Consider the following 13,314-nt stretch of genomic DNA (forward strand, 5'->3'; position numbering starts at 1 on the left):
AGAAAACGGATACTTTTTGTCAGAAAATCTTGGAAAATATCCTGGTAAATCTTGCATTCTCTGGGAAAAAACGTTAAAATAATAACAGGTGTGTCCATGAAGCGGAATCATGGAGATATGCCTGTATGGAATTTATTTTTAAGGAGGCTTTTTTTATGCCGTTTAATCGCAAACCACAAAAGTTTAATGCAGCAATTAAATCCGTTGTAATCGGCAGCGGAGACAAAACCGTAACTCTTGGCGGAGAAAACGTATTACCATTCTATGCTTTCGATGGTGAAATCAAAAACGGACCGAAGGTCGGCGTTGAAATCACAGATCTTGGTATGGAAGGAGAACCGGAAAGCGTAAAAGCATACTATGAAGGTGCAGCTACCATGGGCGAGATTGCAAAAAAAGCAGCAGCTATGGAAGGTGCAGATTTCCTCTGCCTTCGTCTGGCAGGCGGAGACCCGAACGGTCTGAACAAATCGGTAGAAGAACTCATTGAGACAGTCAAAGAGGTTGCTGATGCCGTTGACGTGCCGCTTGTTGTAGAAGGATGTAAAAACGTTGAGAAGGATTCCGAACTGCTCACAAAAGTAGCAGAGGTCCTTCAGGGAAGAAACGTTCTTGTTATGTCCGCAAGAGAAGAAGATTACAAGGCAGTTGGTGCAGCCGCAGGTCTGGCATACAGCCAGAAAGTCGGCGCTGAGTCCGCTGTAGATATCAACCTTGCAAAACAGCTGAATGTTGTTATGACCCAGCTTGGTGTCAGCGCAGACAGCATTGTTATGAACGTAGGTTCTGCAGCAGTCGGATACGGATATGAGTACGTAGTATCTACACTGGACCGTATCAAAGCAGCAGCATTATCCCAGGACGATAAAATGCTGCAGATGCCAATTATTACTCCAATCGCTTCTGAGACATGGAATGTAAAAGAGGCAATGGCAACAGAAGAGGAATCTCCGGAATGGGGAAATCAGGAAGTACGAGGAGTCTCTATGGAGATTCAGACAGCAGCCGCATCTCTGGCTTCTGGTTCTGATGCAGTTATCCTCAAACATCCACAGTCTGTTGCAACCATTTCCAAAATGATTCAGGAACTGATGTAATCAGTACGTAAGGAAGAGATTAGGAGGATAAAGAATTATGGCATTATCAGGTATTCAGATTTTTAAAATGACCCCAAAGAAAAACTGTAAGGAGTGCGGATGTCCGACCTGTATGGCATTCTCCATGAAGGTTGCACAGGGCGCTATGGATATTTCAGCGTGCCCATATATGTCTGACGACGCTATGGCACAGCTTTCCGAAGCTACCGCACCGCCAATGAAGACGATCAAAGTCGGAACCGGCGACAGTGAGTACACTCTTGGCGGAGAGACGGTCCTCTATCGTCATGAGAAAACATTTGTAAGCAAAACCCGTTATGCGGTATCTCTCTGCAGCTGCATGTCTGACGAAGAGATCGATGCAAAACTGGAAGAAGACAAAAAAGTTGATTACGACCGTATCGGTGAGCGTATGTGCGCAGAGATGCTGTATGTAAACTATGCCGGAAATGGCGTAGACAAATACGTATCTCTTGTAACGAAAGCAGCAGCAACCGGAAAAGTTCTGGTACTTGGCTGTGAGGACGCAGACGCTGCAAAAGCTGCTCTGGAAGTATGCAAAGCAGGCAAACCGATCCTGAATGGTGCAAATGCATCCAACTATGAAGAGATGAGCAAACTTGCCACAGAGGCAGGCGTTGTTCTCGGCGTTAGTGGCGCAAACATTGATGAGCTTCACGACACCGTAGAAGCAATCGAGAAACTCGGCAACAAGAACCTTGTTCTTGATACCACAGAAGCGACCATCAAAGAGACCTTTGCTACTACTGTACAGGTAAGACGTGCATCCTTAAAGGATACAGACCGTACCTTTGGTTATCCGTCTATTGTAAATCTGGCAAAAATTGCACAGGGCGACAGATATATGCAGCAGGCACTGCTTTCCCTGTTCACCATGAAATACGGTTCCATTATTGTTCTTGAGGAAATGGGATACGCAGAGGCACTTCCGGTATTCGGACTTCGCCAGAACGTATTTACCGATCCGCAGAAACCGATGAAAGTAGAGCCGGGCATCTACCCGCTGAACGGCGCAGATGAAAATTCGATCTGCCTGACCACCGTAGACTTTGCTCTGACCTATTTCCTGGTATCCGGAGAGCTCGAGAGATCCGGAGTTCCGGTCAACCTTGTAATCAACGACGCCGGCGGACTTTCTGTACTGACATCCTGGGCAGCAGGTAAATTCTCCGGTAACTCTATCTCCAAATTCTTCAAAGAGAATGTAGAAGATAAAGTAAAATCAGAAAAGTTATCATTCCTGGTAAAGTAGCCGTATTAAAGGGCGACATTGAGTCCAAGCTTCCTGGATGGGAAGTAATCGTTGCTCCGCTTGAGGCAGTTCAGCTTGTAAAATTCATGAAAGATCTGCAGGCAAACGGAGAACTGTAATACATAAAAATTCCGGGAGGAACTCCGGTATCCGGAAGTTTCTTCCGTGAAAAAATAATTATGGGGGATTCCCAAAAGAAAAGGAGAAGAGATATGGCAAAATTTGTAACCATCGGCGAAAGACTTTCCGTTACAGCTCCTACTGTAAACAAAGCATTCGCAGCAAGAGATGAAGAGCCAATTTTAAAGAGAGCAAAACAGCAGCTGGACGCTGGTGCCGTTTACCTTGATGTAAACATCGGACCGGCTGAGAATGATGGAGAAGACATCATGAAATGGGCTGTTGAGCTGCTGCAGAGCAATTTTGACAATGTTCCTCTGGCTCTGGATACATCCAACAAAAAAGCAATTGAGGCTGGTATCTCTGTATACAACCGCTCCAAAGGAAAACCGATCGTAAACTCTGCAGATGCTGCAGGAAGAATCGAGTACGTTGACCTTGCGGCTGCAAACGATGCAATCGTTATTGCACTTTGCAACGGTGAAGGAATTGCAAAAGACAACGACGAGCGTATGATGTACTGCCAGACCCTTCTGGAAAGAGGTATGGAGCATGGCATGGAGCCGACAGATCTGTGGTTTGATCCGCTGTTCCTGGTTGTAAAAGGAATGCAGGACAAACAGATGGAAGTTCTTGAGTGCATTAAGATGTTCAGCGATATGGGACTGAATTCTACCGGCGGACTTTCCAACAACTCCAACGGTATGCCGAAAAACATCCGTCCGATCATGGATTCCGCACTTGTAGCTATGGCTATGATGCAGGGTCTGACCAGCGCCATCGTTAACCCGAATGACCTGAGACTGATGGAGACCATTAAATCCTGTGACGTATTCAAAGGCAACACTCTGTACGCAGATTCTTATCTGGAGCTTTAATCTTTAAATCTCGCAGGTTTTCCCCTGATGGTGCCGTAGCGTTTGCGAAAACCTGAGGCACCATCAGGGGTTTTTCTATCTAAAAGCGGAAAAATAAAAAAACAGCGGAGAATATATACGACTGGGGGATTTACAGATTATGGCAAAAGTAACCTTTCGATTTGAAGAGGGAGAACCGGTAGTCACCTACGCAACCGAGGGTGAGCGCCTTCTTGAAGTAGCGCAGAAGAGCAATGTGCCGATCGATGCACCGTGTTCCGGAAACGCATCGTGCGGTAAATGCCGCGTTCGTCTTGTGAGCGGTGAGCTGGATTCCAAAATAACCCGCCATATTTCTGAGGAAGAATATCAGAATGGCTGGAGACTGGCGTGCGTCAGCACCGTCAAAGGCGATGTTGAAGTGGAAGTGCCGGACATTGCATCCGCTTACCGGAGCCGCATGAAAGTGGCAGACCTTAGTTCACCGAGTGAAATTGCAATTTTTGAAGATACGAAAAAGAAAATTACAGACGCTGGTCTGGAGCTGAAAAACAGCATGCAGGTGATTACAATCTCAATGGAAGAGCCTACTCTGGATGATACGATGCCGGATAACGAGAGAGTAACCTGGGCTGTACAGGCAGCGACGGGGCTTGACCGGGTACGGATTCCGTACTCTGTACTGAAAAAAATGCCGGATGTCCTTCGGGAATCCCATTTTCAGGCACAGTGTGTCGTCCGGGTTACGCCAAATGACGTCTTTTTATACGATATGCTTCCAATGGAAGCAAAAGCAGTTGTCGGCGGTCTCGTTGTCGACATTGGAACAACGACAGTTTCTGCACTGATCGTGGATATGCTGAGCGGAGAAATCCTGGCAAAAGCCTCTTCCGGAAACGGACAGATCCGGTATGGTGCGGATGTTATCAACCGTATCATTGAATCCCAGAAACCGGGAGGCCATGAAAGACTGCAGAATGCAATCATCAAAGAAACCTTAAACCCGATGATCTCCAACATGTGCCGTGCAGCGAAAATCAGCAGTCAGCAGATTTACCGTGCGGCGATTGCCGGAAACACTACCATGGAGCATCTGATGATGGGCATCAATGCAGATCCGCTTCGGATGGAGCCGTATATTCCGGCCTTCTTTAAGACAAACTCACTGTTTGCATCGGATGTCAATCTTGCGATTCATCCGGACGCCCATATCATTCTGGCACCGAACATCGGAAGCTATGTGGGCGGAGATATTACTGCCGGCGCGTTGGTCAGCATGATCTGGAACCGGCCGGAGATGAGTCTTTTTATTGACCTTGGTACCAATGGCGAGCTTGCATTTGGAAACTCTGACTTTATGGTAAGCTGTGCCTGCTCGGCCGGACCGGCCTTTGAGGGCGGCGATATCAGCTGTGGCATGCGTGCGACCGACGGTGCGATTGAAAAATGTACGATTGATCCGGAGACGATGGAACCTTCGTACCATGTTATCGGAGATGAGGGTACGAAACCGATCGGCCTTTGCGGTTCCGGTATCATCGATGTGATTGCGGCGCTGTTCCGCGCGAAGATGGTCAATCCGAAGGGTAAATTTATCCGTGAGGGAAAACGGATCCGCCACGACAAATATGGCATGGGAAGCTATGTCATTGCGTTCGAGGAGGAGGCTGGAAGTGTCCGCGATGTTGAGATTACCGAGGTCGATATCGACAACTTTATCCGCGCCAAGGGCGCGATTTTCTCAGCGATCCGTACGATGCTGAACTATCTGGATATGGATGTTTCCATGATCGAGGAGGTTTACGTAGCGGGCGGTATCGGAAGCGGCATCAACATGAAAAATGCCGTTACCATCGGTATGTTCCCGGACATCCCGCTGGAAAAATTCCATTACATCGGCAACTCTTCCCTGACTGGCGCGTATTCGATGCTCTTATCGACAGCGGCAGAGAAGAAGACGTACGAGGTTGCCCGGAACATGACGTATCTGGAGCTCTCGACCGTACCGACGTATATGGATGAATTTGTAGCGGCCTGCTTCCTGCCGCACACGGACACAGCGATGTTCCCGTCTGTAGAAGTATAAAAACGGAAGTGAGAACCTTTTTTTGAGAGGAATTGGATTCACATGGCAGTAGACTTGAATTACGAAAAAGACAGCAAAGAACGGATTCCCTATGAACATTACCTGGAAGTATACCAGAACGCGGATCCGGCGGAGATTTCCAGCCGGTGTAATGTACCATATGACGCCGAAAAACACGAGTTTACGGTATCCCTGATGGGTGTTTCCTACCGGATTTCCTGGCCGGAGTACCGCGTGCAGCATCTTGGAGATGACGGCACAGACGGTCCGGTGATCGGCTGGTATCCGCTCGAGGAGAAGCCGAATGCAAAAATTCTGGTGCTGCGCTATCTGACCGAGGGCGGAGCTGCCCCATCCACCGGAAAATTTCTGACATACCGGGAGATTCCGTGGGGAGAAGTTTATTTTAAACAGTTCCAGGGAAGATGCCTGTTCCGTCTTGCGTTTGGCTTTGGCGGAAAGCTGGATGCATTCCGTGAGATCATGGAACGTGTCGGCGCTCAGGCGATTTCATCCGGTGATGTCGGATATGAGCTGGAGTTTATGAAAGGGCTTTTTGTACGACTGATTTTATGGGCAGGAGATGATGAGTTTCCGCCGTCCGCGCAGATCCTCTTTTCGGACAATTTCCCGGCTGCATTTACGCAGGGAGAGGATATGGCGGTTGTGGGAGATGTCACAATTGATATGCTGAAGGCTCTGGCTGCAAAATAGTTATGGTTTGAGGCCATCAGGATGGCTTCTGGATCGAAAAAAATAAGCGGAGGAAAATAACATGGGATTTTCAACAGTACCTTGCAATGAGTTTGTAGACGTGCTCGGTTCCAAAGCACCGGTTCCGGGCGGCGGCGGAGCTTCTGCACTGGTTGGCGCTGTCGGCACAGCGCTTGGCAACATGGTTGGTGCGCTGACAGTAGGTAAAAAGAAATATGCGGATGTCGAAGAGGAAATGAAAGAGCTGATGGCGAAAGCAACCACGCTTCAGGACGAACTGCTTCACCTGATCGAGCGCGATGCAGAAGTGTTCGAACCGCTCTCCAAAGCATACGGCATGCCGCGCGAGACAGAGGAGGAGAAGGCAGAAAAAGCAAGAGTCATGGAGATTGTGCTGAAGGATGCCTGCTCTGTTCCAATGGAAATTATGGAAAAATGCTGCGAAGCAATCGACCTGATCGTAGAATTTGCAGCAAAAGGTTCTGCACTTGCGATCAGTGACGCAGGTGTTGGCGCAGCATTCTGCAAAGCAGCCTTAGAGGGTGCTTCCCTGAATGTATATATCAACACGAAATCTATGAAAAACCGGGAATATGCAGAAGAACTAAATCGAAAATGTGATGAAATGCTTGCGGTCTATACCGTAAAAGCAGACGAGATTTTCCGGAACGTACTGGGAAGACTGAAAGCCTGAAAACAAACGGCCAGAGAAACTTCCCGGCAGCAAGCGGGTTGCAAAAGGAGTTCTCTTTGACCGAAAAGAAAAGCGGAGGATAAAAAAATGGCAAAACAGTTATTAGGAAAAGAAGTAACAGCAGCATTAAATGAGAAGATCAAAGCAAATGTAGCAGAGCTGGAAGCAAAAGGAGTAAAACCGACTCTCGGAATCATCCGTGTCGGAGAGAGAGAGGATGACCTTTCCTACGAAAGAGGAGCAACCAAACGCTGTGAGACCTTAGGCGTTGCATACGAGAAATTCCTTCTCCCGGCAGACGTTACCCAGGAAGAGCTGATGGCTACCATCGATAAAGTAAACAAAGACGATTCCATCCACGGCGTTCTGATTTTCCGTCCGCTTCCGAAACATCTCGATGAGGCAGCAGTCATCAAAGCACTCTCCCCGGAGAAGGACGTAGACGGTATCACAGACGGTTCCATGGTAGGCGTATTCGCCGGAACAAAACAGGGCTTCCCGCCATGTACTCCGCAGGCCTGCATGGAGATCCTCGACCACTACGGTATCGACTGCACCGGCAAAAAAGCTGTTGTCGTAGGCCGCAGCCTCGTTGTAGGAAAACCGGCAGCCATGATGCTGTTAAAGAAAAACGCAACCGTAACCATCTGCCATACCAGAACGAAAGACATGCCGTCTGTAGTCAAAGAGGCAGATATCGTGATCGTAGCAGCAGGCCGTGCAGGTGTTGTGGATGATACCTACCTGCGTGCAGGCCAGACCGTTATTGATGTCGGAATCAACGTAAACGAAGAAGGAAAACTCTGCGGAGACGTTGCATACGCAAAAGCTGAGCCGATCGTTGAGGCAATCACACCGGTTCCAGGCGGTGTAGGATCCGTTACCACATCTGTTCTGGTCGGCCATGTGGTAGAGGCTGCCATGAGAAAAAACAGCTGATCATAGGCTGAAGATAAGAATGTGACAGAAAAAAGGCACTGTGCGTCCGAAAAAAGGGCGGCGGTGCCTTTTTTGCGTGCGCGGCAGTGCAGTTTTGGTGATAGGAGAGGGGACCGGCTCATAGAATATAACAGTACATAGCAACAAAGATCAAAAGGGGGACAACAGCGCATGGATGCATATTCAGTATACCGCGATATTCAGAAACGAACGAAGGGCCAGTTCCTGATCGGAGTGGTGGGGCCTGTACGGACGGGAAAGTCCACCCTGATCCGCCGTTTCCTGGAGGTGCTGGCACTGCCGTATCTTTCGGAAAAGGAACAGGCGGAGGTACGGGATGCCCTGCCTTTAAGCGGGGAGGGAAAGACGATCACAACGGTGGAGCCGAAATTTGTGCCGAAAGACGCCGTGGAGCTGCAGCTTGGGGAGGGCGATCCGATCCGGCTGCGACTGATCGACTGCGTCGGTTTTCTGGTGCCGGACGCGGCGGGAAATCTGGAAAATGAGAAGGAGCGGATGGTGAAAACACCGTGGTCCGAGCAGGCGATTCCGTTCCGGGAGGCGGCGGAGATCGGTACGAAGAAGGTGATCGCAGAACATTCCACGATCGGTCTTATGGTGACGTGCGACGGATCGTTCGGCGAGCTGCCGCGGGAGAATTTTCTGCAGGCGGAGGAACGAACCGTTGCGGAGCTCAAAAAGCAGGGAAAGCCCTTCCTGATTCTTGTGAATGCGAAAAAACCGTACCGGGAGGAGACACAGCGCAGGTAAAGGAGCTTGAAACAAAATTCGGCGTGGCAGCGATGGCGGTGAACTGCGACCAGCTCCGCAAAGAAGATATTCTGCATATGCTCGAAAAGGTGCTGTATGAGTTTCCGCTTCAGCAGATGGAATTTTATATTCCTAAATGGGTGGAGCTTCTTGCCGATGACCATCCGCTGAAGGCAGAGCTGCTGCAGAAGATCCGTGAGATGTGCAGGGAAAAGACGCGCCTGAAGGATGCAGTGGGCGGAAAAACAGCGATTGCCAGTCAGTATGTCAGCCAGACACTGCTGCAGTCGATGGATCTTGCGAGCGGTACGGTGAAGGTGCGGATTGAGGTGAAAGAGCAGTATTATTATGAAATGCTGAGTGTACTTGCCGGCGTGGAGATCAAAGGCGAGTATGATCTGGTGCAGACGATCCGCGAGCTGTCGGCACAACGGGAAGAGTACCGCAAGGTAGAGGACGCGATTCATGCGGTGCGCGGATGCGGCTACGGCGTCGTGATTCCGGGGAGGGAGGAGATTCAGCTGGAGGAGCCAGCCGTGATCCATCAGGGAAACAAATACGGCGTGAAAATTAAATCGGTGAGCCCGTCGATTCATATGATCAAGACCAACATCGAGACGGAGATTGCGCCGATCGTCGGAAGTGAGCAGCAGGCGGAGGATCTGATCGCCTATATCAAAGAGAGCGCAAAGAGCCCGGAGGGAATCTGGAATACCAACATTTTCGGCAAATCCGTCGAGCAGCTCGTTGACGACGGCATCCGCAGCAAAATCGCCCAGATCACCGAGGACGGCCAGGCAAAACTCCAGGATTCCATGCAGAAAATTGTCAACGACAGCCGGGGCGGAATGGTGTGTATTATCATTTAATACAAAAGCTGTTCGAATATTTTTGAGTAATTGTGCAATAATACTTGAAAAGCGAACCAAAATAGCGTATAATCCGAATTGTGAAAAGAAAAGAAGAAAAATGTAACTTCCTGGAATGTTCGATGATCTCATTATTTTGAACCTACATTTACTTTAAACGGGAGGCTTATTATTGTCATGTGGATGTCAGGCCACCCTGGAAACAGACGTCAGTGGAAGGCAGAAATGATGACTGCGGCTACCCACCTAGCTTGCGTTGCTAGGAGTCAAAGTATGGGAAACGGCATTCCGGGGTTACAAAAGAGAAAAAAGAGAATCATGAAAATGGTTCTCTTTTATACGTTACATACAACCAAAAGGAGAAGGAACATGAAAAAACAGGGTTTTGGAACAACAAAAGACGGAAAAGAAGCATTGCTCTACACGCTCTCCAATAAAAACGGAATGGAAATCAGCGTAACCGATTACGGCGCACATCTGGTATCGGTTCTCGTTCCGGATAAGGATGGAAAGAAGAGAGACGTTGTCCTTGGATTTGACTCCGTAACCGGCTATGAGACCGACGGAAGCCATTTTGGAGCCACCATCGGAAGAAACGGAAACCGTATCGCGGGAGCAGCATTTGAACTGCACGGAAAAACATACCAGCTGGCAAAAAATGAGAACAACAACAACCTGCACAGCGGCCCGGACGGATACGATTACCGCCTCTGGAACGTAGAAGAGGCGGATGACAGCGCCGTTACCTTCGTTCTGATGAGCCCGGACGGAGACCAGGGATTCCCGGGAAACTTTGAAGTGTCCGTTACGTATACCCTGACCGATGAGAACGCCGTAGAAATCCACTATGAGGGAAGCTGCGATCAGGATACCGTTGTCAACATGACAAACCACAGCTACTTCAACCTGGCAGGCCACGATGCCGGATCTATTGAGAACCAGACACTTGTCTTAAAAGCGGAGCAGTTCAGCCCGGTGATCGATTCTGCATCCATCCCGACCGGCGAGCATGCACCGGTACAGGGAACCCCGATGGATTTCACCAGCGAGAAAGCAATCGGAGCAGAGATCGAAGCAGATTTCGAACAGCTCAAACTGACCGGCGGCTACGACCACAACTTTATCCTGGACAAGGCTGTCGAGGGAAGCATTGAGCTGATGGCAGTCGCATCCTGCAAAGAGAGCGGCATCACCATGGAAGCCTTCACGGATCTGCCATGCGTTCAGTTCTACGCCGGAAATTTCATTGCTCCGGTTACCGGAAAGAATGGGGTATTCTATGACAAACGCAACGGCTTCTGCCTGGAATCTCAGTATGTGCCGAATGCCATCAACCAGGAGGGTGAGGAGAAACCGATCCTCGAGGCAGGCGATACTTACGACACCACAACCGTATACAAATTCATTTTCTAAGATCCTATTTTATAGCAATCCTCGAAAATAATGCAAAAAATTCAGCACCGCAGAGCATGAATTACTGCGTCACAGATTTTCGTCGTACCTCGGTACGCCTTCAAATCTGTTCCTTGCAATTCGCGCTCTGCAGCACTGCCTTTTTTGCATTATTTTCGGGTCTTGCTATAGAAACAGCATAAAAAAGCTCCCTTCCTGCAGCGTCCTGTGAAAACAGGAGCGCAGGCGGGGAGCCTTTTTATGGGAAAATATGCAGAAAACGAATTCTGAAAAAACAGAAAAAGAAAAGACCCTGTTTTCGAATCCAACAGAATCTTACCAGTTATGTCATATTCTTTTCAGAGGTGGGTAACCGCTTCGCCATCTGAATCAACCTGCAAGCGGAATAGCAGACACCTTTAAGCGGAGGATGGCGCCTGACTAAGAACAGGCGAAACCAGAATCTGAAACGGTTTACCCGGCCGTTTAATGCAATGCATAAATCTCGCTCGAAGGTTTCTAAAAATCTAATCGAAAATTTTCAGACATTCCATATCCCATAATAGTCTTTGAATGGAAGCTTTCATCGGAAGCATCAACCCTATGCATACAGAGCAGGTTTCCTGACTTACAGATCATCGTTCCACATTCCTTCTCATATGTTGCGGACATACAATGGATTTGTTATGCTTCACTCCCTGATTACAGTGACCGGATCGCCCAGGAATCTCACCTGAATTCCCTCTCTCACCAAAAGACGGATCTTCTTTTGATGCACTCTGGATGTTGATATGAAATTTATACACAACCGTACTATATACCATAGGGCGGTATTTGTCAAGGAAAAATCGCAAAAAGAAAAGGAATCGGACAAAAAGCCGTGTGCATAGAATGAGATATGAAGAGAAAAAATGATAAATTGGAATTGATACTGTTAGGAGTGGGGATTCTCCTGTTGCTGTTATTGTTTGTTGTGAAGCGCCGTCTGGATGCGCCGGAAGAGACAGCGACAGCAGAAAGCAGGACGGAGACGATGGAAGGCAAAAAGCAGGAGGAGACGATACAGAACATGGAACAGGAAAACGCGGCTTTTCTGAACAGTAAAAAGGAAGAACAAAAAGAAACAACGGCAGCCGGACCGGTACAGATTCGTGTCCTTCTGACGGACTGCGGAAAGCTGGGATACGCACAGAAACAGGTGTCCCTGCGTGGAAACGCAAGCCTTTCCATGAACGACGGCGCATACATAGCTTCCCCGCAGGAGACGATCTGTGTGACGGAACAGGAATGCGGGGAAGTTGTGCATGTGGTGCCGGCCGATGAGACGGCGGGAACGGCGGTTTCCCTGACGGGAAAGCCGGAGGACGAGACGGTTTATCCGGGAAGTTTTGTCATCTATAAAAGCGAAGAGGGACTTCTCGTTGTAAATGAACTTGATCTGGAAATGTATCTTCGGTATGTCGTGCCGAGTGAGATGCCGTCCTCCTATGAAAAGGAGGCATTAAAAGCACAGGCGGTCTGTGCGAGAACGTATGCGTGTGCCAGGATTCGTGAAAAAACGTGGGAGAACTACCACGCGGATGTAGACGACAGCGTGGAAAGCCAGGTCTACCACAATATGGAAGCGCAGCCGGAGACAGACGCTGCGGTGGCGGAGACAGAAGGAAAAATCATCACCTGCGGCGGGGAACCAATTCAGGCGTATTTTTCTCAACCTCCTGCGGGAAGACGAGTACGGATGAAGTGTGGAATACGGCGGAGACGGCAGAATATCTGAAGAGCGTGACGGTAGGCGGGGAGAAGCAGGAACCGGAGACGGAGGAGGCGTTTGCATCGTTTATCACCAAAAGGGACAGCACAAGTCTGGAAGTGGAGGACGGCTGGTACCGCTGGCAGGTGACGATTCCGGCGGATGTGCTGTCAGAACGGGCAGCGGATCAGAAAATCGGGGAGATCACGGGGATTGAGGTGCGGCGGCGGTCAGAGGGAGGTGCGGCAGAAACCGTCCGTATCGAGGGGGAAAAAGGATCCATGGAAATCGAGGGAGAGTATCAGATCCGAAAGTTCCTCTCGGCGAAAGGCTGGCCGATTCAGAAAAATGACGGAACTGTAAGCTGTGAGATGGAGCTGCTTCCGAGTGCCTGCTTTATCGTGGTTCCGGAAAAAGAAGGGGAAACGGCTGTCTCCTTTACATTTTACGGCGGCGGCTACGGCCACGGCGTCGGCATGTCACAGAACGGTGCGAAACATCTGGCGGAGCAGGGAAAATCGTATGAGGAGATTCTCCGCTATTTTTACCAGAACATCGAAATCGGCGACTGCCGTTCCCTTTTTTAAAAAAATCACCGAAAACAGATTTTTTGTGCTATAATGGGCGAAAGCAAAAAACAGTTAGAAAATGACGAGGAGAGAAACATGGCGACAATCAAGGACATAGCGGCACGTGCCGGCGTTACGGCGACGACCGGTTTCCCGCGTGATCAACAACCGCGGATACATCAG

Annotated in this window: 8 protein-coding genes, 1 other RNA gene, 2 pseudogenes and 1 riboswitch; all 11 genes and pseudogenes read left to right on the forward strand. The window is 49.2% G+C overall.

Annotated elements, in window-relative coordinates; translation table 11 throughout:
• Positions 1-155 precede the first annotated feature (155 nt).
• The 11 genes and pseudogenes from acsD (at position 156) to DW965_RS13845 (ending at position 13,149) form a co-directional block, all read left to right on the forward strand.
• Positions 156-1,097, forward strand: a complete 942-nt coding sequence (gene acsD / locus DW965_RS13790; protein ID WP_022462426.1) for an acetyl-CoA decarbonylase/synthase complex subunit delta — start codon at positions 156-158, stop codon at positions 1,095-1,097.
• A 37-nt stretch (positions 1,098-1,134) separates the two neighbouring features.
• Positions 1,135-2,370 (forward strand): acetyl-CoA decarbonylase/synthase complex subunit gamma, encoded by a 1,236-nt coding sequence (gene acsC / locus DW965_RS13795; protein WP_330415059.1) that lies wholly within the window; start codon positions 1,135-1,137, stop codon positions 2,368-2,370.
• A gap of 212 nt (positions 2,371-2,582) precedes the next feature.
• Positions 2,583-3,368: a carbon monoxide dehydrogenase/acetyl-CoA synthase methytransferase subunit gene (gene acsE, locus DW965_RS13800; RefSeq protein ID WP_022462424.1), complete on the forward strand. Its 786-nt coding sequence runs from the start codon at positions 2,583-2,585 to the stop codon at positions 3,366-3,368.
• 139 nt (positions 3,369-3,507) lie between these two features.
• On the forward strand, positions 3,508-5,433 hold the full coding sequence (acsV, locus tag DW965_RS13805) for a corrinoid activation/regeneration protein AcsV (RefSeq protein WP_117760359.1): 1,926 nt from the start codon (positions 3,508-3,510) through the stop codon (positions 5,431-5,433).
• A gap of 42 nt (positions 5,434-5,475) precedes the next feature.
• On the forward strand, positions 5,476-6,147 hold the full coding sequence (locus DW965_RS13810; protein WP_117760358.1) for a DUF3786 domain-containing protein: 672 nt from the start codon (positions 5,476-5,478) through the stop codon (positions 6,145-6,147).
• Between the two features lie 61 nt (positions 6,148-6,208).
• On the forward strand, positions 6,209-6,841 hold the full coding sequence (locus DW965_RS13815) for a cyclodeaminase/cyclohydrolase family protein (protein ID WP_117509042.1): 633 nt from the start codon (positions 6,209-6,211) through the stop codon (positions 6,839-6,841).
• An 87-nt stretch (positions 6,842-6,928) separates the two neighbouring features.
• Positions 6,929-7,780 carry a bifunctional 5,10-methylenetetrahydrofolate dehydrogenase/5,10-methenyltetrahydrofolate cyclohydrolase gene (locus tag DW965_RS13820; protein ID WP_022461835.1) on the forward strand — a complete coding sequence of 284 codons (852 nt, stop codon included), beginning with the start codon at positions 6,929-6,931 and terminating at the stop codon, positions 7,778-7,780.
• A 171-nt stretch (positions 7,781-7,951) separates the two neighbouring features.
• Positions 7,952-9,420, forward strand: a pseudogene (gene spoIVA / locus DW965_RS22215) (stage IV sporulation protein A).
• 104 nt (positions 9,421-9,524) lie between these two features.
• Positions 9,525-9,719: non-coding RNA, 6S RNA (gene ssrS / locus DW965_RS13830), on the forward strand.
• 70 nt (positions 9,720-9,789) lie between these two features.
• Positions 9,790-10,833 carry an aldose epimerase family protein gene (locus DW965_RS13835; RefSeq protein WP_055218365.1) on the forward strand — a complete coding sequence of 348 codons (1,044 nt, stop codon included), beginning with the start codon at positions 9,790-9,792 and terminating at the stop codon, positions 10,831-10,833.
• A gap of 575 nt (positions 10,834-11,408) precedes the next feature.
• Positions 11,409-11,609: riboswitch (cobalamin riboswitch) on the reverse strand.
• Between the two features lie 431 nt (positions 11,610-12,040).
• Positions 12,041-13,149, forward strand: a pseudogene (locus DW965_RS13845) (SpoIID/LytB domain-containing protein).
• The last annotated feature ends 165 nt before the right edge of the window (positions 13,150-13,314 follow it).

It is taken from the genome of Blautia sp. AM47-4, from assembly GCF_003479865.1.
Classification (GTDB): domain Bacteria; phylum Bacillota; class Clostridia; order Lachnospirales; family Lachnospiraceae; genus Fusicatenibacter; species Fusicatenibacter saccharivorans.